Source organism: Leisingera sp. JC11, from assembly GCF_040704725.1.
In the GTDB taxonomy this organism is placed as follows: Bacteria; Pseudomonadota; Alphaproteobacteria; order Rhodobacterales; family Rhodobacteraceae; genus Leisingera.
Map to the genome: position 1 here is coordinate 212,698 of NZ_JBFCVS010000003.1, position 21,111 is coordinate 233,808.

A 21,111-nucleotide genomic window follows, 5' to 3' on the forward strand; every position below is an offset into this window, starting at 1 on the left:
AAGGCGCAGCCCAAGGAGACACCATGTCCGACCGGCCCAAGACCCCGCTTCTGGACCAGATCACGCGCCCTGCGGATCTGAAGGGGCTGACGGATGCGCAGCTGGTGCAGGTGGCCCATGAGCTGCGGCAGGAAACCATTTCCGCGGTTTCCGTCACCGGCGGCCATCTGGGCGCAGGCCTCGGCGTGGTGGAGCTGACCACCGCCCTGCACGCAGTCTTTGACACGCCGCGCGACAAGGTGATCTGGGACGTCTCCCACCAGTGCTACCCGCACAAGATCCTGACCGGCCGCCGCGACCGTATCCGCACCCTGCGGATGAAGGACGGCCTCAGCGGTTTCACCAAACGCTCCGAGTCGCCCTATGACCCCTTCGGCGCCGCCCACAGCTCCACCTCGATCAGCGCCGCGCTTGGCTTTGCCGTGGCGCGTGACCTGGGCGGCGTGATCCCCGAGGGCAACGGCGACGCCATCGCGGTGATCGGCGACGGCTCGATGTCGGCAGGCATGGCCTTTGAGGCGATGAACAACGCAGGCCACCTGGGCAAGCGCCTGTTCGTGATCCTGAACGACAATGAAATGTCGATCGCCCCGCCCGTGGGGGCGCTGTCCTCCTACCTGTCCCGCCTTTACGCAGGCGAGCCGTTCCAGGAGCTGAAGGCCGCCGCCAAGGGCGCCGTCTCGCTGCTGCCTGAACCCTTCCGCGAGGGCGCCAAACGCGCCAAGGACATGCTCAAGGGCATGGCGGTCGGCGGCACCATGTTCGAAGCACTCGGCTTCTCCTACCTCGGCCCGATTGACGGCCACGACATGGACCAGCTGCTGCCCGTCCTGCGCACGGTCAAGGCCCGCGCCACCGGCCCGATCCTGATCCACGTGCTGACCAAAAAGGGCAAGGGCTACGGCCCCGCCGAGCGCGCCCGCGACAAGGGCCACGCCACTGCCAAGTTCGACATGGTGACCGGCGAGCAGAAAAAGGCGCCCTCCAACGCGCCCTCCTACACCTCGGTCTTCGGCAATGAGCTGGTGAAGCACGCAGCCAAGGACGACAAGATCTGCGCCGTCACTGCGGCGATGCCCGATGGCACCGGCCTCAGCCTGATGGCCGAGCGCTACCCCTCGCGCTGCTTCGACGTCGGGATTGCCGAACAGCATGGCGTCACCTTTGCCGCGGCTCTGGCGGCCGGCGGCATGAAGCCGTTTTGCGCGATGTATTCCACCTTCCTGCAGCGCGGCTATGACCAGGTGGTGCACGACGTGGCGATCCAGCGCCTGCCCGTGCGCTTTGCCATCGACCGCGCCGGGCTGGTCGGTGCCGACGGCGCAACCCACGCCGGCAGCTTCGACATCGGCTTCATGTCCAACCTGCCCGGCATGGTGGTGATGGCCGCGGCGGACGAGGCGGAGCTGGTTCACATGGTCGCCACCGCGGCCGCCCATAACGACGGCCCCATCGCCTTCCGCTATCCCCGCGGAGAGGGCGAAGGCGTCGAGATGCCGGAAACTCCAGAAGTTCTGGAAATCGGCAAGGGCCGGATGATCCAACAGGGCAAGCGCGTGGCGCTCCTGTCCTTCGGCACCCGCCTGGGCGAGGTCCGCAAAGCTGCCGAGGCACTCTCCGCCAAGGGCATCACGCCGACCATCGCCGACGCCCGTTTTGCCAAGCCGCTGGACCGCGATCTGATCCTTCAGCTGGCCGCGGATCACGAGGCGCTGATCACCATCGAGGAAGGCGCGGTGGGCGGCTTCGGCTCCCATGTGGCGCAGCTGCTGGCAGAGGAAGGCGTGTTCGACAGCGGCCTCAAGTACCGCTCGATGGTGCTGCCCGACACTTTCATTGACCAGGCCAGCCCGGCAGATATGTACGAGACCGCAGCCATGAACGCGCCGCAGATCGAAGCCAAAGTTCTGGAGGTGCTGGGTGTGGCGACGATTGGCGAGAAGCGGGCCTGACTTGGTCCAACACAAGGCCGAAGCCTGCCTGGGTAGGCGCTAATGCGCCTGCCGGGGGGCAGGCAGGCGCAGGCCGGGCCGCAAGCGTCCCGGCCATTTTTTTCACACCCCCGGCGGTTCCGCCGGCGGCACAAAGCTCTCCATATCCTCGGCCTCCAGCACCGCCCGCAACCCTTCGCGGTAGGTCGGGTAGAGCAGCTCCACTCCCAGCTCATCCTTGATGCGGCGGTTCCGCACCCTCTTGTTCTCGCCGTAAAAGCTGCGCGCCATCGGTGTCATGCCGGCCTCGTCAAAGGGCACCTCGGCCGGCATTGGCAGGCCCAGAAGTTCCGCGGCGTGGCCCAGCACATCCTGCGGCGGCGCCGGATCGTCATCGCAGACGTTGTAAATGGCGCCCGGACGCGGCTGCGCGATGGAGGCGGCCAGCACCTGGGCGATGTCGTCCACATGGATGCGGGAAAACACCTGCCCCGGCTTGATGATCCGCCGCGCCTTGCCCGCCATCAGCTTGGCAAAGGGGCCGCGGCCGGGCCCGTAAATGCCGGCCAGCCGGAAGATATGCAGCGGCAGGCCGGGGACGGCCTGCCATTGCGCCTCGGCCAGGGCGCGCCAGTCGCCGCGCTGGCTGGAAGGGGTGACCGGCGTGTCCTCATCCACCCAGGCGCCGTCGTGGTGGCCGTAAACGGCTGTGGTCGACAGGTAGCCCACCCACTCCAGATCAGGGGCAGCGGCGATCTTATCGCCCATCGCTGCCAGAACAGGGTCGCCTTCTGCATCAGGCCCGATCGAGTTCAGCACATGCGTCACCCCGTCCAGCGGCACCTCCTGCCCGGGCCAGGTGAACATCTCCACACCGTCGGCTTCAACCGGTTCCCGCGAGGTGCCGATGACCCGCCAGCCCTGCGCCAGCAGGCGCGGTGCAAGTGCCCGGGCGGTATAGCCAAATCCAAGACAAAGCAGCGTTTTTCTCATGGCACCTAGATGCGTTGGCGGCAGCCCGGGCGCAAGGGTTGATTCGAATCTCCCGCGCGGCTTTGATGGCCCGATGAAAAAGCATGCACCCGGATTGTCCGCTGCCTATGCGCTGAGCACGCCTGAGGAGTCACGGCAGCTTTATGCGGACTGGGCCGGCACATACGATCAGGATTTCGCCGCCGGGCAGGATTACCTGCTGCCCGGATCGACGGCCAGGGCTTTTGCAGCTGCCGGAGGAACAGGCCCGGTGCTGGATGCAGGCGCAGGAACCGGGCTGTGCGGCCAGGCCCTGCGGGCGCTTGGGGTTGAGCCTGTGGACGCCACCGACATCAGTGCCGCCATGCTGGCCGAGGCGCTGCGCAAGGACGCCTACCGCGACGTGATCGAGGCCGACCTGCTGGAGGGCATCCCGGTGCCGCGCAACTCTTACCGCGGGGTGGTGTCTTCGGGCACTTTTACCCACGGCCACCTCGGCCCCGAAGTCCTGCCCGCCCTGCTGCGGGTGGCGGCGCCCGGCGCCTGGTTTTCCCTGTCGGTGAATGCCAGGTTCTATGAAAAAGCAGGCTTTGCCGGGGCCTTCGACCGGCTGCTGCGCGGGCAATGGATCAGGAGCCTGACCCTGCCCGAGGTGCGGATCTACGGTCCGCGCGCCACAGGGGCGCACAAGGACGACACCGCGCTGGTTGCTCTATTCCGGAAGGTCTAGGCCCGTTTGTTCTTTCCGGGTCAAGGAGTGAGCAAGCTGCCTGGAAACGCTCCGGGGGAGCGTTTCGCTTGTGAACGGGCGGAGCCCTGCAGGCCGCCATGCGCCAGCATGGGCGCAGCTCCTTGAGGCGGAAAGAACGGGGAACACACTCGGACAGGCTGCTTGAGGAGCAGACCCGCTCCTCAAGAGCTTCTCAGCGATGAGAACCGGAAACAGAATGATCCGGGGGATCATTCGAGGTTCGAACGGGCGGCGCCCAAAACGCCGCGCAAAGCGCGGCGCCGGGCCCAACTGTGCAGGGGCATCTTCAGATGTCCCGCAGCAGGCGGGAGCTTTGCGTCAGCGCCCTTTCCAGACCGGATCGCGTTTCTCGGCAAAGGCGCGGGCGCCTTCCAGGTTGTCCTCGGAGCCGTAGAGCACATCCACCGTCTTGAGCTGGCGCTGGGTGATGCGGTTCATCGCATCCTGGAACTTGCTGTCCTCGGCGTCGCGCACGATCTCCTTGATCGCCGCATAAACCAGCGGCGGGCCGGAGGCGAGCAGCCTTGCCAGCTCCCAAGCGCGGTCCATCAGCTGATCCGCAGGAACGATCTCATTGACCAGGCCCCAGCGGTTGGCCTCTTCCGCATCAAACCAGCGCCCGGTCAGCAGCAGTTCCATGGCGATGTGATAGGGGATGCGTTTGGGCAGCTTCACACTGGCCGCGTCCGCCACGGTGCCGGAGCGGATCTCCGGCAGCGCAAAGGAGGCATGGTCTGCAGCAATGATCATGTCCGCCGACAGCGCCAGCTCCAGACCGCCGCCGCAGGCGATGCCGTTCACGGCGGCGATCACCGGCTTGTTCATATCGCGCAGCTCCTGCAGCCCGCCGAAGCCGCCGACGCCATAATCGCCGTCCACCGCGTCGCCGTCAGCCGCGGCCTTCAGGTCCCAGCCGGGGCAAAAGAACTTCTCGCCGCCGCCGGTCAGGATCGCCACCCGCAGTTCCGGATCATCGCGGAAGCCGCGGAACACTTCGCCCATCACCCGGCTGGTGGCCAGATCGATTGCGTTGGCCTTGGGCCGGTCCAGCGTCACTTCCAGAATGGCGCCGTCACGGCGGGTTTTCACAGGGCTGTTCTCAGGGCTGTCGCTCATCTCATCTCCTCCTGGCATCTGGCATGCCGTTCTGTTCCCGGGCCGCAGCCCTAGTATTTCCGGCGCATCAGCGCATCCGCTGCAACCGCATCCGAAGGCGTGCAGAGCAGCGGGTTGATCTCGATCTCTTCCAGCCCCAGCGCGTTTTCCATCACATAGGCCTCCACCGCGCGGATCGCGCGCAGGATCGCCTCGCGGTCCGCAGCCGGGGCGCCGCGATAGCCATCCAGCAGCTTCGCCATGCGCAGAGACTTCAGTGCGGCTTCGATTTCCGCGTCCGAAGCAGGCAGCAGGAAGGAGGCGCTGTCCTCCATCAGTTCGGTCAGGGTGCCGCCCGCCGCCAGCGTCATGACAAAGCCATGCGCCGGGTCCTTGACCACGCCGATCAGCAGCTCTGCGACCGCGCCGGTGACCATTTCCTCAACCAGAAAGCGTGAGGCCGGCATGTTGAAGGCGGCGTCGCTCACCTCCTGCCCGGAGTTCAGGTTCAGCGCCACGGCGCCGGCTTCGGTCTTGTGCGCGACGCCCTCGCCCTTCAGCACCACCGGGAAGCCGACATCCACCGCCACCGCCCGGGCATTGGTGGCCGAGGCCGCCCGTTTCGACCGCGGAACACGCAGACCGTAACTTGCCAATTGCCACTTAGCCTCGGCCTCCGGCACCAGGTCAGGGTCCACAACCGGGGTCGGCAGCAACAGCGGCGCAGGGGCTTCCGGCAGCGGCAGGCTGGCAGCCTCGCAAGCGGCAATCGCTTCGCTGAGGCCGCAGAAAGGCACGACGCCGGCCTCCATCAGCCGCGCGGCAACATCTTCTGGTAGGAGCTCCGGCAGGGTTGCCACCAAGCCCACATTCGAATTGGTTCTATGTGACGAACCAATTGCTGCGAGGATCGCGCACTCCCAGTCCGACGCGTCGCAGCGCTCCTCGCGCGGGAAATCCACGATCAGCATGGTCATCGCCAGCTGCGGATCCATCATTGCGGCAAAGGCCGTGGTCATCGCCTCGGCGTCGCGCCAGATATAGGTGTGGTAGTCGAGCGGATTCGCCAGCGCCACCATCGGGCCCAGCGCCGCGCGCAGATCCGTCTTCTGACGCTCGTTCAGGGGCGGGAACTCCACGTTCCGCGCGTGCCCGGTGTCTGCGGCCAGGCTTGCCTCCCCGCCGGAGCAGCTGATGGTTGCGATGCGGTTCGAAGGCAGGCGCCCCGTCACATGCAGCAGCTTCAGCGTCTCCAGGAAGGACGGCAGGTCATCCAGACGCGGAATGCCAAGGCGTGAGAGCAAAGCCCCGGCCCCCGCGTCGCCGCCTGCAAGCGAGGCGGTATGAGAAACAGTTGCGGCCTGGGCTTCGGCCGATCTGCCAACCTTCAAGGCGATGATCGGTTTGCCCAGCGCGCGGGCCCGGGCGGCCAGCGCCTCAAACGCGCGCAGATCGCCAAAGCCCTCGATGTGCAGGCCCAGCGCGGTGACGCGGTCGTCCTCCAGCAGCGCCTCGCCGATGGCGGCAATGCCGGATTGCGCCTGGTTGCCCGCGGTGACCACATAGGCCACCGGCAACCCGCGCTTCTGCATGGTCAGGTTGATCGCGATGTTGGAGCTTTGGGTGACCAGCGCCACACCCTTCTCTGCCCGCTGACCGCCATGCTGGTCCGGCCACAGCAGTGCGCCGTCCAGATAGTTGATGAAGCCATAGCAGTTGGGGCCGAGGAAGGGCATGTCGCCCGCCGCGTCCAGCAGCTGCGCCTGCAGGCCCGCGCCTTCGGCATCCTCAGCGGCAGCCTCCAGGAACCCTGAGGCAAAGCACACCGCCCCGCCGGCGCCGCGCGCTGACAGCGCCCGCACCACCTCGATGGTGATGAAACGGTTCACCCCGATGAAGGCCGCATCCGGCGCGTCCGGCAGGCTGTCCACGTCCTTGAAGGCAGGCAGGCCCGCGACCTCGTCTGCCTTGGGATGGACGGGCCAGATTGTGCCCTCGAACCCCATCTTCTGGCATTGCTCGATCACCAGGCGGCACCATGCGCCGCCGCCGATCACAGCAATGGTTTTCGGGCGGAAAAGCCTGTTTAGAGACTGCATTTGATCTTATTCACCGGTCTTGCCGCGGTCCAGATGGCCGAGGTCTTGTTCAGGGTTGATCCGGTCGCGCACGCGGGTTTTCAGCTCTTTCACATCAGGAAAGCCGCCGTCCCGTTTGCGTTCCCAGACCAGCTCCTTATCAACATGGATCTCAAAGATCCCGCCCGAATCTCCGGGAACCAGTGTCACCCCGCCCAATTGGTCCTGGAAGGTCTGCAGCAGCTCCTGCGCCATCCAGCCCGCCCGCAGCAGCCAGTTGCAGCCGGTGCAGTAGGTAATGGTAACAACGGGTTTCCCGGTTTGGGTCATGGATCAGCCTCCGACGGCGCGCAGCATCTCGCGGCTGATGATGTGCCGCTGGATTTCACTGGTGCCTTCCCAGATACGCTCGACCCGCGCGTCGCGCCAGATGCGTTCCAGCGGCAGCTCGTCCATCAGGCCCATGCCGCCGTGGATCTGGATCGCCTCATCGGCGACAAAGGCCAGCATCTCGGTTGCCTTCAGCTTGGCCATCGACATGTCGCTCTCGGTGACGGTGCCCTGGTCGAACTTCCAGCCGGCTTCCCAGGTCAGCAGGTTCGCCGCCTTCAGCTCCAGCGCCATGTCGGCCAGCTTGAAGGAGATGCCCTGGAACTTGCCGATTTGCTGGCCGAACTGCTTGCGCTCGGCGGCATATTCGATCGAGTGCTGCAGCGCCCGTTCGGCGCGGCCCAGGCAGGTGGCGGCCACCTGCAGGCGGGTGGCGCCCAGCCAGGTGTTGGCAACCTCGAACCCCTTGTCGACCTCGCCCAGGATGGCCGAGGACGGCAGGCGGCAGTCGTCGAATTCCAGCACCGCATTGGTGTAGCCGCGGTGGCTGACGTTGCCGTAGCCGTCGCGCACCTCGAAACCCGGCGTGCCCTTGTCGACAAAGAAGGCGGTGATCTTCTTCTTCGGCCCGCGCGGGGTGTCCTCCACCCCGGTTGCCATGAAGCAGATCGCGAAATCGGCGATGTCGGCATGGCTGATGAAATGCTTGGTGCCGTTCAGGATCCAGTCATCGCCGTCCTGGCGCGCAGTCGCCTTCATGCCGCGCAGGTCCGATCCCGCATCCGGCTCGGTCATCGCCAGGCAGTCCCATTTCTCGCCCTTCATGCAAGGGAACAGATACTTTTCCTTCTGCTCCTCAGTACCCGCCAGCAGGATGTTCGACGGGCGCGCAACACCGGTCCAGTGCAGCGCATAATTGGCGCGGCCCAGCTCCTTTTCATACATCAGCCAGGTCAGGGTATCGAGGCCGGCGCCGCCCACTTCCTCGGGCATGTTGGCGGCATAAAGCCCTGCTTCCATCGCCTTTTTCTGCACATCGCGGATCACATCCATATCCAGATGGCCGGTGCGCTCGATCTCCGCTTCATGCGGATACAGCTCCTTTTCCACAAAGGCGCGGGTGGTTTCGACAATCATCGACTGTTCTTCGGTCATCCCGAACTGCATGGCGGTCTTCCTCTGCAAATCTGTTGCTCACCAGATTACGCCGCTTGCGGGCACCTATCGTGCAAGGATAGACAGAATCATGCGAAGTTGGACAAAAGATACCGCTGCAGTGCAGCAATTTGATGTGCTGCTGTTTGATGCGTTTTCCGCCCATTGCCTGGCCAACACGGTGGAGCCGCTGCGCGCTGCCAATACTTTTGCCGGGCGGCAGGTCTATGCCTGGCGGTTCCTGACCTTGGACGGCGGCCCAGCTGTATCGTCATCGGGCATGGAAGTGCGGGCGCATGGGAAGCTGGGTGATTGCAGCGGCGATCTGCTGATTGCGATGCCGTCCTATGACTTCCTGCGCCATGCCACCGTGACCACCGCCCGGGCGCTGAAGTCCGCCGCGCGGCGCTACAAGGTGCTGGCGGGATTCGACACAGGCGCCTGGCTGCTGGCGCAGGCCGGTCTGCTGGACGGGCGGCGGGCAACGATCCACTGGGAGGAGCTCAGCCGCTTTGCCGAGGCCTTCCCTGATGTGCAGGCGGAACGCGCCCGCCAGGTGTGGGACGGCGACCGCATCACCTGCACCGGTGCGCTCGCGGCCTTTGACACCATGATGGAGCTGATCGGTGAGCAGCACGGGGCAGCGCTGCGGCTGGAGGTGGCGACGCTGTTCATGGCGCCGGAAGCAACCGAGACACAGGACCCGATCCTGGTGCGCGGCAAATCGGTGGCCCGCGCGGTGGCGGTGATGCAGGCCAATCTGGAGGCGCCCTTGCCGATCGCCGCAGTAGCCAGAAAGGCAGGCCGCAGCCAGAAGGATCTGGAGGCGCGGATGAAGAACGAGCTCGGCGCGACACCGCAGGCTGTTTACCGGCGGCTGCGGCTGATACAGGCCAGAAAGCTCGTGTTGGAGACTGTTTTGAGCGTCTCCGAGATTGCCCTGCGCTGCGGCTATGACGACCCGAGCGCGCTGACCCGGGCTTTCAAGGCGGAGTTTGGTGTAACGCCCAGAACTTTGCGCAGCGGTGGGCAAATTGCCCACCCTACGTAGGGTGGGCGGTTCCGCCCACCGCCACTGAAGCTCAGACCTGCTTGGCCGCCATCCACTGGTTCAGCCGCCACAGGCCCCAAGCCAGCGGGATCGCCGCCAGACCGCCGATCACATAGGCCAGCGGCTCATCGGCAAAAGACTCGAACATCTGCGTGTAGGCGTGGATCGCGGCAAAGGTCAGCGCCGCGTTGAACAGCCCGCGCTGGTGACGCTGCGCCGCCCAGAAGATCACCGCCGCCAGCACAGCTGCCCACAATACAGAATAGACGTTCTCAGAGATGAACAGCGCACTGTCGCGGAAGGCATCGCGCGCGGCGGAGTAGCTCTCCCAGTCCTCATAACCGTCGCTGTAACGTCCCGGCCCCCAGACGGTCTCGCCGACAACATCGCCCCACAGCGAGCCAACCAAAGCGCAGAGGTTTGCCACCACGAATCCGAGGATCGCCAGAATGCGCAGGTGCCGGGCGTCGCGCTCTGCCAGCCGGGCCGCACCCCAGACGCACAGCACGATCAGCAGCACCATTTGCAGGATCGTCAGCGTCGATTCCGGCGAATAGAACACATAGGCCGCATGGAAATAGCTGGTGCCGGTCTCCAGCATCTGCGCAAAGGGCGCAATCGCCAAAGCGGTGACAAAACGCACGTCCACTTGCCAGCCGGCCAGGGCCAGCGCTGCCGCATAGTAAAGCAGCGCTAGATTCCGCAGCGGCGAGCCGATGCCGTATTGCTGCAGCAGCAGCTCGATTCCTGCCAGATGCATCGCCAGCCCCATCAGCAGGATTGCCCCCAGCACAAAGCCCGCGGACCAGGCCCCGTGCCGCCAGCGCCAGGTGCAGATCAGCGCCACCAGCGCACCGGCGGGCAGCATCACCCAGCCGGCGATGTCCTCGTATTTGTCGACCAGCTCGATCCCGGCGCCGCCCATCAGCATGCCCGCACCGATCAGGGTGGCGGAATTGCCGAACATCCGCAGCATCTCGCCGCCGCGGGCCAGCACCGCCAGCCCGCCGCCCAGCATCAGGACGCCGGTGACCGCCACCGCGAGCGGATCCGCCAGCCAGAAAATGAAGCCGGCGGTGGCCGCGATGATCCCGAAGCACAGGATCGCATTCACCGCCAGCGACACCATCACCTCGCGCGATCGCGCCTCGATGGTGCGGGCCTGATCCGGGGTCAGCACCCCCTCGTCGACCAGGGCGGTTGTATCGGCAATGGCGTGCATCAGCGGTCCCTCACGGCATCCAAAAGGTTCCGCCCAGCATGGACCGGCCTTCGCCAGGGCGAAAGGGGAGGAATTCCCGCAGGTTACCCCTTGGGCCTGCTCGGCACCCAGGCATAGCCGTTTTCACACAGGATATAGGCCTCGCGCAGGCCATGCGGCTTGTCCGTCGGCGCTTGCAGAACGGTGACCCCCGCCGTTTCTGCCCGTTCGACGGCAGCATCCGGGTCAGTATCATACAGGCGGATTTCGATCCCGGCCCCGCGCGGCGAATTTTCCGGCAGCAGCCCCAGCAGCGGATTTTCCGCATAGGTGCCGTCGCTGTGCAGCTGGAACACCTGACCGCCATAGGTGACGATGGCAAAATCCTGCGTCACCTGATGGCCCTTCATGGCAAAAACAGTCTCTAAAAAGGCAATCTCTGCCGGAACATCCCGCACCAGCAGATTGAGACCGATGCCGCGCAGGGAGCGGCCGAAACTGTCCGCATCTGTTGTGTTATAATCCATACCCGCAGTCTTGCCCGGACGCCTCCTCGCGGCAATGCCAAATGCGTCAGCCTTCGGCGCCTTTCCTCCGCTACCGTGAAGCTTTGATGGCAATGCAAGCAATCCGCTTGCCTTCCCGCCCGCAATCGGAACAATTGGATTATGTCAGATAACATTTTCCCGAGCTGGCCCGACACCGCCCCGCAATTGATCGACGTAGCAGCCGGCCGCGCGCCGGCCGATACGGTGATCCGCCAGGGCATCTGGGTCAACGTCCACACCCGCGAGCAGCTGCCGGATCATGATATTGCGATCAAGGCGGGCCGCATCGCCTATGTCGGGCCGGATGCCTCCTATTGCACCGGGCCGGAGACGCAGATCATCGAGGCGAACGGCCGCTACATGATCCCCGGCCTGTGCGACGCGCATATGCATGTCGAAAGCGGCATGCTGACGCCCGCGGAATTTGCCCGTGCGGTCATCCCGCATGGCACCACCTCGATGTTCACCGACCCGCATGAGATCGCCAATGTGCTGGGTCTGGACGGCGTGCGCTATATGCATGACGAGGCGCTGATGCAGCCGGTCAACATCTTCACCCAGATGCCCAGCTGCGCGCCCTCGGCGCCGGGGCTGGAGACCACCGGCTATGAAATCTCTGCCGAAGACGTCGCTGAGGCGATGAACTGGCCCGGCATCATCGGCCTGGGGGAAATGATGAACTTCCCCGGCGTCGCCAACGCCGACCCCAAGATGCTGGCCGAAATCGCCGCCACCCAGCGCGCAGGAAAAACCGTGGGCGGCCATTACGCCTCCCCCGACCTTGGCCCGGATTTCGCCGCCTATGTGGCCGGCGGCCCGGCGGATGACCACGAAGGCACCTGCGAGGCCGACGCCATCGCACGCGTGCGGCAGGGGATGCGGTCGATGATGCGGCTGGGCTCCGCCTGGTATGACGTCGAAAGCCAGATCACCGCGGTGACGGAGAAGGGCCTGGATCCGCGCAACTTCATCCTGTGCACCGATGACTGCCACTCCGGCACGCTGGTCAATGACGGCCACATGAACCGGGTGGTGCGCCACGCGATTGCCTGCGGCTGCGATCCGGTGATCGCGCTGCAGATGGCGACGATAAACACCGCCGCCCATTTCGGGCTGGAGCGGGAGATCGGCTCCATCACCCCCGGCCGCCGCGCTGATGTGATCCTCACTTCCAGCCTGACGGAGCTGCCGATCGAGGTGGTGGTTGCCCGCGGCCGGATCGTGGCGGAATCAGGCTCTATCAAGGTCGACTGCCCGCATTACGACTGGCCCGCCAGCGCCCGCGGCACCGTGCACCTGGGCCATGAGCTGACGGCGCAGGATTTCGAACTCACCGCCCCGGAAGGCGCCAACGCCGTCACTGCCAATGTGATCGGCGTGGTCGAAAACCAGGCCCCGACCAAGGCGCTGCGCGCGGAGCTGCCGGTGGCCGACGGGCTGGTCGAAGGCAGCGGCGATGTCTGCCAGATCGCCCTGGTCGAGCGCCACCGTGCCACCGGCGGCGTTACCAATGCCTTTGTCTCCGGCTTCGGCTACACCGGCAAGATGGCGATGGCCTCCACCGTGGCGCATGACAGCCACCACATGATCGTGGTCGGCACCGACCGCGAACAAATGGCGCTGGCGGCCAACCGGCTGGCGCAGGTGGGCGGCGGCATCACGATTTACCGGGACGGGCAGGAACTGGCGCTGATCGAGCTGCCGATTGCCGGCCTGATGTCCGACAGCCCCGCCACCGAGGTCGCCGCCAAGGCGCAGGTGATGGTGGAGGCCATGCAGGCCTGCGGCTGCAGCCTCAACAACGCCTACATGCAGCACTCGCTGCTGGCCTTGGTGGTGATCCCGGAACTGAGGATCTCCGATCTTGGCCTTGTCGACGTGCGCACATTCCAGAAAATCCCGGTAATCGAGCCCATCCAATGATAACAACAAAACACCCCGGCCATCCGCCTGACGAAAGCTTCAACGACGCAACCGAGGCCGTGGACCGGCTGGAACTGCTCTACAATCAGGCCACCGGTTTCCTGTGCGACGAGTTCATCCGCGCGATGGCGGACGGCGCGCCGGACAACCAGCGCATCCGCGCCTATTACCCGGAGATCCGCTTCTCCACCCTGACCTTTGCCCAGGTGGACAGCCGCCTCAGCTTCGGCCATGTTTCCGCGCCCGGCACCTATGCCACCACGGTGACGCGGCCGGACCTGTTCCGCAACTACCTGATCCAGCAGATCACCCTGCTGATCCGCAATCACGGCCAGCCGGTGACCATCGGCGTCTCCGGCACCCCGATCCCGGTGCATTTCGCGGTCGCCTCGCGCCCGGATCTGACCGTGCCGCAGGACGGCGCCGCGGGTTTCACCCTGCGTGACGTGTTCGACGTGCCGGATCTGTCGACCACCAACGACGACATCGTCAACGGCACCTATCAGCCCGCCAATGGCATCGGCCCGCTGTCGCTGTTCACCGCCCAGCGCATCGACTACTCGCTGGCACGGCTCAGCCATTACACCGCCACCAGCGCCGAGCACTTCCAGAACCACGTTCTGTTCACCAACTACCAGTTCTATGTAGCGGAGTTCGAGGCCTACGCCCGCGCCCAGCTGGCCGACCCGGACAGCGGCTACACCAGCTTTGTCAGCACCGGCGATCACGAAATCACCGATCCCGCCGCTGTGATCCCGGCGGCCGGAAAGCTGCCGCAGATGCCCACCTACCACCTGAAACGGGAAGACGGGAACGGCGTCACTCTGGTCAACATCGGGGTTGGGCCTTCCAACGCCAAGACCGCCACCGACCACATCGCGGTGCTGCGCCCGCATGCCTGGCTGATGGTCGGCCACTGCGCGGGGCTGCGGAACACCCAGGCGCTGGGGGACTTTGTGCTGGCGCATGGCTACCTGCGCGAGGACCATGTGCTGGACGACGACCTGCCGATCTGGACTCCGATCCCCGCGCTGGCGGAAATCCAGGTCGCTCTGGAGGAGGCGGTCGCCGAGGTCACCGAATACGAAGGCTTCGACCTCAAGCGGATCATGCGCACCGGCACTGTCGCCACCATCGACAACCGCAACTGGGAACTGCGCGACCAATCCGGCCCGGTGCAGCGCCTGTCGCAGTCCCGCGCCATTGCGCTGGATATGGAAAGCGCCACCATCGCCGCCAACGGCTACCGCTTCAGGGTGCCCTACGGCACGCTGCTGTGTGTTTCCGATAAGCCGCTGCATGGTGAGCTGAAGCTGCCGGGCATGGCGTCGGACTTTTACCGGACCCAGGTTGCGCGCCATCTGCAAATCGGCATAAGAGCTATGGAACGCCTGCGCGGCATGCCCTTGGAGCGCCTGCACAGCCGGAAATTGCGCTCGTTCGACGAAACAGCCTTCCTGTAGGGCGGTTTTTTGCAGTTTTCCTAGAAAAAATGCCCATTTTTGCCTGCGCTAAGCACACAAGAAGTTGTGTTATCATACAACATAACGATAATGTCACGCGATGAGGCCCCACAGTTCGGGCAGTTTAAGGAGACGAAGAATGTCCAAACCGATGACCAAAACCCAGCTTGTTGCCGCTCTGGCAGAGGAAATGGGCAGCGACAAAAAAGTCGCAGGTTCCGCACTGGAAGCGGTCTGCTCGCTGATCACCCGCGAAGTGTCGGGCGGCGGTGCCGTGACCCTGCCGGGCGTCGGCAAAATCTACTGCCGCGAGCGCCCCGAGCGCGAAGTGCGCAACCCGGCCACCGGTGAGAAGTTCACCAAAGAAGCCGACAAGGTCGTGAAAATGACCATCGCCAAAGCGCTGAAAGACAGCGTGAACGGCTGATACCGGATCCGATCCGGACGGTTACAGGGCTGCCCCTCGCGGGCGGCCCTTTTCATTTGCCGGCGCTGCGCGGGTCAACAGTTCGCCCGCCGCCGCAGCGATGCTGCTTGCCAATGCACCGCATCAGGCGCACCCTGCCTGCAAGCCGGGAGGAGGGCCGCCGCATGAGTGATGTGAACCTGATACTGATCCTGGGGGCTGCGCTGCTGGCCGGCGCCAGCCCCGGCCCTGCCACCCTGACCATCGCCGGCACCGCCATGCAGCGCGGCCGCGCCGCCGGGCTGGCACTGGCGGCCGGAGTCAGCAGCGGCTCGCTGATCTGGTCGGTCTCTGCCGCATTTGGCTTGGGCGCGGTGATGCTCGCAAATGCCTGGATGTTCGAGGCGGTCCGCTATTCCGGCGCCGCCTACCTGATGTTTCTGGCGGTTCGCTCCGCCCTCTCTGCCCTGCGCTCCGGCGCGCCGGAACTGCGCCCCTCTGCAGCGCCCTCGCTGCGCGCCGCCTATACCAAGGGGCTGGCGCTGCATCTGACCAACCCCAAGGCGATCCTGTTCTTCGGCTCGCTCTACGCCATCGGCATCCCGCCTGGCACCGAGCCCTCGGCCCTGCTGGTGGTGATCGCCGCCATCGCGGTGCAAAGCACGCTGATCTTCCACGGCTACGCCATCCTGTTCTCCAGCGCCGCCGCCAGCCGCATCTACATCCGCCTGCGCCGCGGGTTCGAGGCGGTGTTTGCCGCCGCCTTTGGCGCCGCCAGCTGGCAGATCTTTGCAGCCCGCCTCAGCTGACAGGGCTTGAATAACGGGGCTTGATCCCGCCGCCCGCTTCCCCGACAGTCCGCCGCAGCAGAAAGGGTTGGGACAATGGACGCACGCGCAATTGCCATGGGGCTTGCCTTTGCCCTGATGTGGTCCTCGGCCTTCACCTCGGCCCGGATCATCGTGCAGGACGCCTCGCCGCTGTTTTCCCTCGCTGTGCGGTTCCTGATCTCCGGTCTGATCGGCGTCGCCATCGCCCGCGCCATGGGCCAGACCTGGCGGCTGACGCCCGGCCAGTGGCGCGCCACGGTGATCTTCGGCCTCTGCCAGAACGCGCTCTATCTCGGCCTCAACTTCGTCGCCATGCAATGGATCGAGGCCTCCTTGGCCGCCATCATCGCCTCCACCATGCCGCTGCTGGTGGCGCTGGCCGGCTGGATGCTGTTCGGCGAGCGGCTGCGCCCCCTCGGCTACGCCGGGCTGCTGGCGGGCATCCTGGGCGTCGCCCTGATCATGGGCACCCGCCTCAGCGCCGGAGTGGACCTGATGGGGGTTTTTCTCTGCGTGATCGGCGTGCTGGCGCTCACCGCCGCCACCCTCGCCCTGCGCGGCGCCACATCCGGCGGCAATTTCATGATGGTGGTGGGGCTGCAGATGCTGATCGGCTCCGCCATCCTGTTTGCGGCCGCGCCAATCACAGAAGACATCTTTGTGAACCCCACCTGGCGGCTGGCGGCGGCCTTCACCTACACCACCATCGTGCCGGGCCTGATGGCCACCTTCATCTGGGTGCTGCTGCTGAACCGCATCGGTGCGGTGCGCGCCGCCACGTTCCACTTCCTGAACCCGGTGTTCGGCGTCGCCGTTGCCAGCGTGCTGCTGGGCGAGAAACTCGGGCCCCTCGACGTGCTGGGCGTTGCCATCGTCACCGGCGGCATTCTCGCCGTTCAGCTTTCCCGCCAGCCCGCGCATCCGAAACCGGGGTTCTCCCGCGCGGCAAAGCCGGGCTGACACCCGTCCCTGCCCCGTGGGCCCGGCGCCGCGGGCGCGGCGCAGGCCCGTTGCAAGTGCTTGCGTTTCCGCCGTAACCTGATCCGCAATGACACAAGCAGGAGGACGCGGCATGAGCGCGCAACTATCCCAGGTGCTGGACGCCATCGACGCCGCCAACGCCAAGGACCCCAACTTGGAGGACGGCCAGCCTGCCGCGCTGCTCTACGGCCAGCGGATGAGCGCGGAGCAGGAACGCCTGTTCCCGGATGCCGCCGAGGTCCTGCAGATCGCCGCCCGCGGCCAGCATGTGGAGCGCTGGAAACTCGCCCGCGAGTCTTTCCCCGAAGGCCGCGCCGGCTACCTCGCCTGGCGCAAGGCCGAGGCAGAGCACCACGCCGAGGTGGTCACCGCCCTGATGCAGGAGGCAGGCTACGGCGCAGAGGATGTGGACGCCGCCGCAAAGATGCTCCGCAAGGAGGGCATCAAGCGCGACGACCAGGTGCAGGCGCTGGAGGACATCATCTGCTTTGTCTTCCTGAAATGGTACTTTGAGCCCTTCGCCGCCAAACACCCGGCGGACAAGGTCCAGCGCATCGTCGAGAAAACCGCCCGCAAGATGTCGGCCGAGGCCCGCGCCCGGGTGCTGAGCGAGTTCACCCTGCCCGCGGAGCTGGCCGGGGCCTTCGCCGCCTAGGGCAGGTAAGCCTCGACAGCGTCCACGATCCGGCCGGAACCCGGTTTCACCGCTGATCCCCAGGTGCCCGCGACAGAGCCGTCCGGCGCAACCAGCACCTTGTTGAAATTCCAGCCCGGCTCGAAACCGGTTTCCGCCCGCACCGCCTGGTAAAACGGATGCGCGCCGGGGCCGGTGACCCGGGTGATATCCGTCATCGGCAGGGTCAGCCCGTAGTTCACGGCGCAGAATTCCTTCACCTCTTCCGCACTTGCCAGCTCCTGATTGAAATCATCCGAGGGCACCGCCAGCACCACCAGTCCCCGCGCCTGGTATGTGTCATGGAGCTTCTGCAGCCCGGCATACTGGCCTGTAAAGCCGCACATTGACGCCGTGTTCACCACCAGCACAGGCCGGCCGCGGAAATCCTCCAGCCGGATCTCGCCGCCGTCGATGGACGCAAAGCTGCCGCCCACCGGTGCGGCACTTGCAGCGGCGCCTGCCAGCAAAGCCGCCGCCAGGGAAAGGAGAAACCGCATAACCAAATCCTTATTCCAGTTCCCGCCACCGCAATCATACCCGGAATACCGCCATCACGCAGGCCATTCTGCCGGACAGCACACGGCTTTGCGAGCCGCTTGTAACAGGGCTTTGCATTTGCGCCTCCAGACCCCATCTTCTGCAGCAACGCGAACAGGCGGGAGGACACCATGACCAAATACTTCAAGAACCCGGACGCCGTTGCCGCCCTCTCCGAGGAAGAGTTCTATGTGACCCAGAATGCGGGCACCGAACGCCCCGGCACCGGCAAGCTGCTTTATAACAAGGAGCCGGGCATCTATGTCGACATCGTCTCGGGCGAGCCGCTGTTTGCCTCCTCCGACAAGTACGAATCCGGCTGCGGCTGGCCCAGCTTCACCAAGCCGATCGAATCCGCGCACATCCAGGAGCTGGAGGACCGCTCCCTCGGCATGATCCGCACCGAGGTCCGCTCCACCCATGGCGACAGCCACCTGGGCCATGTGTTCCCGGACGGGCCGCTGGACCGCGGCGGCCTGCGCTATTGCATCAACTCCGCCTCCCTGCGGTTTGTGCATCTGGACGACATGGAGGCCGAGGGCTATGGCGCCTACATCAACCAAGTGGAGGTCGTGAAATGAGCACCACCGAACGCGCCGTCCTGGCAGGCGGCTGTTTCTGGGGCATGCAGGAACTGATCCGCAAGCGCCCCGGCGTCATCAGCACCCGCGTCGGCTATACCGGCGGCGACGTGCCCAACGCCACCTACCGGAACCACGGCACCCATGCCGAAGGGATCGAGATCATTTTCGACCCCGCAGTGACGTCTTACCGCGAGATGCTGGAGTTCTTCTTCCAGATCCACGACCCGACCACCCTGAACCGCCAGGGCAATGATCTGGGGATGAGCTACCGCTCGGCAATCTACTACACGGACGAGACCCAGAAGGCCGTGGCCGAGGACACCATCGCCGATGTCAACGCTTCCGGCCTCTGGCCCGGCCAGGTGGTGACGGAAGTCGAACCCGCGGGTGACTTCTGGGAGGCAGAGCCCGAGCATCAGGACTACCTTCAGCGGCTGCCAACTGGCTACACTTGCCATTTCGCACGCCCCGACTGGGTGCTGCCGAAACGCGGCGCTGCTGCAGAATAGGCTCTAACACAGCGCTTTCAGCCCCGCCGCACTCCGGCGGGGCTTTTTGCTGCGGTGTCCCTCGCGCTGATGCCTAGGCGTGCGCCACCCGCGGCCGCCCGCTGGCTTCCACCGTCAGCGTGCCTTCGACAAACACCTCCCGCGACTCTACCTGCGCGGTGCGGATATCCCGCTCCACATGCACGTGGATGTCCTCGGCGCCGGCCTCTTCCGCCGCGCCGCGGGCCTCACCCGCCAGCGCCGCCTCCAGCGCAGCCAGCGCCTCGTCTGAAGCCTGGTAATCCACCGGCCCGCTCTCCAGATGCACCCGGTATTTGCCTTCGGACGGAGAGGTCACGGTGCCGCTGCGCCGCATGGTGACCCGGCCCACCACAGCACCGATGGCGTTGGCCACGCCGGCGTGCTCCGGCAGGATCATGTTGCAATGCAGCCGCTCCCCCACCGCGGGGTAATAGCCGGGGGCAGAGGCGCCAAGCCCCACCACATCCACATTCATCGACGCATCCAGCGCCAGCAGCCCGCGGTGTTTCGCCAGCCCCTTTTGCAGCAGCACGTGCCGTGCCAGCTGATCCGCAGGCAGGCCGAAATCCTCAGCCTCTTCGGCAAAGGCAGACTCCAGCAAGGTCAAAGCGGTCTGTTCGGTCAGCTGATCGATGATCATCTGCGCCAGTGTCTCTGCATCCTTGGCCACCATGTCGCCGCTGCCGACCCTGCGGCGGGCAAACAGCGTCAGCGCCTTTTCCGCCGCCTCCCGGTCCCAGGCCTCGACCCGGCCCAGCACATGGCTGGCATCCGAGGGCGTCACGCCGCTGACCTGCACCAGCCCGCGGTCCACCAGCCGGCCCAGCGAGCCATGCTCCATCCGGGTGCGCAGGATCTGGCCCAAGGGGTGGACCTGCATCCCGATCCGCGCCAGCAGCCCGGCCTCACGCTCGCTCAGGCCCGCCACCGGTACCCCCGGCACCGCCCGCACAAAGCGTCCGTCAAACTCGCCCACCGTGGAATTGCGCAGCTGTTCGTCCAGCGCCGCATGCACCACCTCCGGCGCGTCGGTGGCAATCAGCGAGACCGGCACCACCCGCCGCGGCCCCAGGGTCAGCCCGCCGGCTAGCCCGCTGGTGTTCAAATGCACCTGGCTGTCGCCGCCCAGGCCGGTGGTGCGCATCGCAACCGCCTCCACCATGGTCCGGAACGCCCCGACCCGGGCGCCGGCGGGATCAATCGCCGGCTTGCCGTCCTTAATCAGCGCCACATCCGTTGTTGTGCCGCCAATGTCGCTGACCAGCGCATGCTCCACACCGGTCATCCAGCGCGCGCCGACGATGGAGGCCGCCGGACCGGACAGGATGGTCTCAATCGGCCGCTCCCGCGCCTGCTCGCCGCTCATCAGCGCACCGTCGCCGCGCACCACCATCATCGGCGCCTCGATCCCCAGATCGCGCAGCGTGTCCTGCGCCCGCCCGATCAGCCGGTCGATCATCCCGATGAGGCGGGCATTCAGCACCGCCGTCACCGCGCGCTTGGGTCCGTTCAGCTTGGCCGACAGCTGGTGCGAGCAGGTGGCCGGCGCACCGGTCATCTCGTGAATGATCCGCGCCGCATCCATCTCATGCGCCGGGTTGCGGGTGGCAAAGACACTGGCAACCGCAAAACCCGTCACCCCCTGGCCTTCGGTGCGCAGGAACATCTCCAGCGCTTCCGTGTCCAGGGGCGCCGCCTCGCTGCCCGCGTGGGTGTGGCCGCCGGCAATCACCAGCGCTGGATCGCCTTTCAAAGCATCCCGCAGCCCGTGCCGGTCCAGATCATCCTCTTTAAAGCCGATATAGATCAGCGCCACCCGTCCGCCCTGCCCCTCAACCAGCGCATTGGTGGCCAGCGTGGTCGACAGCGCGGCCAGCGACACGTCCTGCGGCTGCACCCCGGACTGCTCCAGCACCGCCCGGATCGCGCCGCCAACACCAATCGCCAGATCCTGGCGCGTGGTCAGCGACTTGGCCGAGGCGATCACCTCCTTCTCGTCGCGGATCAGCACCGCATCGGTATAGGTTCCGCCCGTGTCCACTCCCAGCAGCAACGCCATGCCCAGCCCT

The 21,111-nt window shown here is 65.8% G+C and carries 20 protein-coding genes; 11 read left to right on the top strand and 9 right to left on the bottom strand.

Features of this window, described 5'->3' with window-relative positions:
* Positions 1-23 precede the first annotated feature (23 nt).
* Entirely contained in the window at positions 24-1,952 is a 1,929-nt protein-coding gene (gene dxs, locus AB1A62_RS04815) for a 1-deoxy-D-xylulose-5-phosphate synthase (RefSeq protein ID WP_366660312.1), read from the top strand.
* 102 nt (positions 1,953-2,054) lie between these two features.
* Here the strand turns inward: dxs and AB1A62_RS04820 are convergent, their stop codons facing one another.
* On the bottom strand, positions 2,055-2,924 hold the full coding sequence (locus AB1A62_RS04820) for an SDR family oxidoreductase (protein ID WP_366660314.1): 870 nt from the start codon (positions 2,922-2,924) through the stop codon (positions 2,055-2,057).
* Positions 2,925-2,997: 73 nt separating this feature from the next.
* On the opposite strand from AB1A62_RS04820, the gene AB1A62_RS04825 reads away from it, so the two are divergent.
* Positions 2,998-3,633, top strand: a complete 636-nt coding sequence (locus tag AB1A62_RS04825) for a class I SAM-dependent methyltransferase (protein WP_366660315.1) — start codon at positions 2,998-3,000, stop codon at positions 3,631-3,633.
* Between the two features lie 339 nt (positions 3,634-3,972).
* Here AB1A62_RS04825 and AB1A62_RS04830 read toward each other — a convergent pair whose 3' ends face one another.
* Genes AB1A62_RS04830 through AB1A62_RS04845 form a run of 4 tightly spaced genes read right to left on the bottom strand, consistent with a single transcriptional unit; the run spans position 3,973 to position 8,324 of the window.
* Positions 3,973-4,770 carry a carnitinyl-CoA dehydratase gene (locus AB1A62_RS04830; protein WP_366660317.1) on the bottom strand — a complete coding sequence of 266 codons (798 nt, stop codon included), beginning with the start codon at positions 4,768-4,770 and terminating at the stop codon, positions 3,973-3,975.
* A 50-nt stretch (positions 4,771-4,820) separates the two neighbouring features.
* Entirely contained in the window at positions 4,821-6,848 is a 2,028-nt protein-coding gene (locus tag AB1A62_RS04835; protein WP_366660319.1) for an acetate--CoA ligase family protein, read from the bottom strand.
* Between the two features lie 6 nt (positions 6,849-6,854).
* On the bottom strand, positions 6,855-7,157 hold the full coding sequence (locus AB1A62_RS04840; RefSeq protein WP_366660321.1) for a SelT/SelW/SelH family protein: 303 nt from the start codon (positions 7,155-7,157) through the stop codon (positions 6,855-6,857).
* A gap of 3 nt (positions 7,158-7,160) precedes the next feature.
* The gene (locus AB1A62_RS04845) at positions 7,161-8,324 is read right to left on the bottom strand and encodes an acyl-CoA dehydrogenase family protein (RefSeq protein ID WP_366660323.1); all 1,164 of its coding nucleotides are present in this window, start codon (positions 8,322-8,324) and stop codon (positions 7,161-7,163) included.
* A 79-nt stretch (positions 8,325-8,403) separates the two neighbouring features.
* Here AB1A62_RS04845 and AB1A62_RS04850 point away from each other — a divergent pair, with 79 nt between their 5' ends.
* Positions 8,404-9,363, top strand: a complete 960-nt coding sequence (locus AB1A62_RS04850; RefSeq protein WP_366660325.1) for a GlxA family transcriptional regulator — start codon at positions 8,404-8,406, stop codon at positions 9,361-9,363.
* A gap of 31 nt (positions 9,364-9,394) precedes the next feature.
* Here AB1A62_RS04850 and AB1A62_RS04855 read toward each other — a convergent pair whose 3' ends face one another.
* Complete coding sequence (locus tag AB1A62_RS04855) at positions 9,395-10,585, bottom strand: hypothetical protein (RefSeq protein ID WP_366660326.1); 1,191 nt, start codon at positions 10,583-10,585, stop codon at positions 9,395-9,397.
* Positions 10,586-10,668: 83 nt separating this feature from the next.
* Positions 10,669-11,091, bottom strand: a complete 423-nt coding sequence (locus tag AB1A62_RS04860; protein ID WP_366660328.1) for a VOC family protein — start codon at positions 11,089-11,091, stop codon at positions 10,669-10,671.
* A gap of 141 nt (positions 11,092-11,232) precedes the next feature.
* Between AB1A62_RS04860 and ade the strand changes: the two genes are divergently transcribed.
* The 6 genes from ade (at position 11,233) to AB1A62_RS04890 (ending at position 17,370) form a co-directional block, all read left to right on the top strand.
* Positions 11,233-13,035: an adenine deaminase gene (ade, locus tag AB1A62_RS04865; protein ID WP_366660330.1), complete on the top strand. Its 1,803-nt coding sequence runs from the start codon at positions 11,233-11,235 to the stop codon at positions 13,033-13,035.
* Positions 13,032-14,498 (top strand): AMP nucleosidase, encoded by a 1,467-nt coding sequence (locus tag AB1A62_RS04870; RefSeq protein ID WP_366660332.1) that lies wholly within the window; start codon positions 13,032-13,034, stop codon positions 14,496-14,498. The genes ade and AB1A62_RS04870 overlap by 4 nt, the downstream gene beginning before the upstream one ends.
* Before the next feature lie 139 nt (positions 14,499-14,637).
* Entirely contained in the window at positions 14,638-14,925 is a 288-nt protein-coding gene (locus tag AB1A62_RS04875) for an HU family DNA-binding protein (protein ID WP_019297532.1), read from the top strand.
* Positions 14,926-15,089: 164 nt separating this feature from the next.
* Complete coding sequence (locus AB1A62_RS04880) at positions 15,090-15,713, top strand: LysE family transporter (RefSeq protein WP_366660334.1); 624 nt, start codon at positions 15,090-15,092, stop codon at positions 15,711-15,713.
* Between the two features lie 75 nt (positions 15,714-15,788).
* Positions 15,789-16,694, top strand: a complete 906-nt coding sequence (locus AB1A62_RS04885) for a DMT family transporter (RefSeq protein WP_366660335.1) — start codon at positions 15,789-15,791, stop codon at positions 16,692-16,694.
* A 112-nt stretch (positions 16,695-16,806) separates the two neighbouring features.
* Positions 16,807-17,370 carry a DUF4202 domain-containing protein gene (locus AB1A62_RS04890; protein ID WP_366660337.1) on the top strand — a complete coding sequence of 188 codons (564 nt, stop codon included), beginning with the start codon at positions 16,807-16,809 and terminating at the stop codon, positions 17,368-17,370.
* On the opposite strand, the gene AB1A62_RS04895 is transcribed toward AB1A62_RS04890, so the two are convergent.
* On the bottom strand, positions 17,367-17,888 hold the full coding sequence (locus AB1A62_RS04895; protein WP_366660338.1) for a glutathione peroxidase: 522 nt from the start codon (positions 17,886-17,888) through the stop codon (positions 17,367-17,369). The two genes, AB1A62_RS04890 and AB1A62_RS04895, sit on opposite strands and share 4 nt — an antisense overlap.
* 171 nt (positions 17,889-18,059) lie before the next feature.
* Between AB1A62_RS04895 and msrB the strand changes: the two genes are divergently transcribed.
* Both msrB and msrA read left to right on the top strand, forming a co-directional pair.
* Complete coding sequence (gene msrB / locus AB1A62_RS04900) at positions 18,060-18,509, top strand: peptide-methionine (R)-S-oxide reductase MsrB (RefSeq protein WP_366660339.1); 450 nt, start codon at positions 18,060-18,062, stop codon at positions 18,507-18,509.
* Complete coding sequence (gene msrA / locus AB1A62_RS04905) at positions 18,506-19,021, top strand: peptide-methionine (S)-S-oxide reductase MsrA (RefSeq protein ID WP_366660340.1); 516 nt, start codon at positions 18,506-18,508, stop codon at positions 19,019-19,021. The genes msrB and msrA overlap by 4 nt, the downstream gene beginning before the upstream one ends.
* 73 nt (positions 19,022-19,094) lie before the next feature.
* On the opposite strand, the gene AB1A62_RS04910 is transcribed toward msrA, so the two are convergent.
* The gene (locus AB1A62_RS04910; protein WP_366660342.1) at positions 19,095-21,101 is read right to left on the bottom strand and encodes a hydantoinase/oxoprolinase family protein; all 2,007 of its coding nucleotides are present in this window, start codon (positions 21,099-21,101) and stop codon (positions 19,095-19,097) included.
* Positions 21,102-21,111 lie beyond the last annotated feature (10 nt).

Bases quoted from the DNA above. Each gene is read 5' to 3' on its own strand.
- dxs (WP_366660312.1), top strand. From the start codon at position 24: ATGTCCGACCGGCCCAAGACCCCGCTTCTGGACCAGATCACGCGCCCT.
- AB1A62_RS04820 (WP_366660314.1), bottom strand. From the start codon at position 2,924: ATGAGAAAAACGCTGCTTTGTCTTGGATTTGGCTATACCGCCCGGGCA.
- AB1A62_RS04825 (WP_366660315.1), top strand. From the start codon at position 2,998: ATGAAAAAGCATGCACCCGGATTGTCCGCTGCCTATGCGCTGAGCACG.
- AB1A62_RS04830 (WP_366660317.1), bottom strand. From the start codon at position 4,770: ATGAGCGACAGCCCTGAGAACAGCCCTGTGAAAACCCGCCGTGACGGC.
- AB1A62_RS04835 (WP_366660319.1), bottom strand. From the start codon at position 6,848: ATGCAGTCTCTAAACAGGCTTTTCCGCCCGAAAACCATTGCTGTGATC.
- AB1A62_RS04840 (WP_366660321.1), bottom strand. From the start codon at position 7,157: ATGACCCAAACCGGGAAACCCGTTGTTACCATTACCTACTGCACCGGC.
- AB1A62_RS04845 (WP_366660323.1), bottom strand. From the start codon at position 8,324: ATGCAGTTCGGGATGACCGAAGAACAGTCGATGATTGTCGAAACCACC.
- AB1A62_RS04850 (WP_366660325.1), top strand. From the start codon at position 8,404: ATGCGAAGTTGGACAAAAGATACCGCTGCAGTGCAGCAATTTGATGTG.
- AB1A62_RS04855 (WP_366660326.1), bottom strand. From the start codon at position 10,585: ATGCACGCCATTGCCGATACAACCGCCCTGGTCGACGAGGGGGTGCTG.
- AB1A62_RS04860 (WP_366660328.1), bottom strand. From the start codon at position 11,091: ATGGATTATAACACAACAGATGCGGACAGTTTCGGCCGCTCCCTGCGC.
- ade (WP_366660330.1), top strand. From the start codon at position 11,233: ATGTCAGATAACATTTTCCCGAGCTGGCCCGACACCGCCCCGCAATTG.
- AB1A62_RS04870 (WP_366660332.1), top strand. From the start codon at position 13,032: ATGATAACAACAAAACACCCCGGCCATCCGCCTGACGAAAGCTTCAAC.
- AB1A62_RS04875 (WP_019297532.1), top strand. From the start codon at position 14,638: ATGTCCAAACCGATGACCAAAACCCAGCTTGTTGCCGCTCTGGCAGAG.
- AB1A62_RS04880 (WP_366660334.1), top strand. From the start codon at position 15,090: ATGAGTGATGTGAACCTGATACTGATCCTGGGGGCTGCGCTGCTGGCC.
- AB1A62_RS04885 (WP_366660335.1), top strand. From the start codon at position 15,789: ATGGACGCACGCGCAATTGCCATGGGGCTTGCCTTTGCCCTGATGTGG.
- AB1A62_RS04890 (WP_366660337.1), top strand. From the start codon at position 16,807: ATGAGCGCGCAACTATCCCAGGTGCTGGACGCCATCGACGCCGCCAAC.
- AB1A62_RS04895 (WP_366660338.1), bottom strand. From the start codon at position 17,888: ATGCGGTTTCTCCTTTCCCTGGCGGCGGCTTTGCTGGCAGGCGCCGCT.
- msrB (WP_366660339.1), top strand. From the start codon at position 18,060: ATGACCAAATACTTCAAGAACCCGGACGCCGTTGCCGCCCTCTCCGAG.
- msrA (WP_366660340.1), top strand. From the start codon at position 18,506: ATGAGCACCACCGAACGCGCCGTCCTGGCAGGCGGCTGTTTCTGGGGC.
- AB1A62_RS04910 (WP_366660342.1), bottom strand. From the start codon at position 21,101: ATGGCGTTGCTGCTGGGAGTGGACACGGGCGGAACCTATACCGATGCG.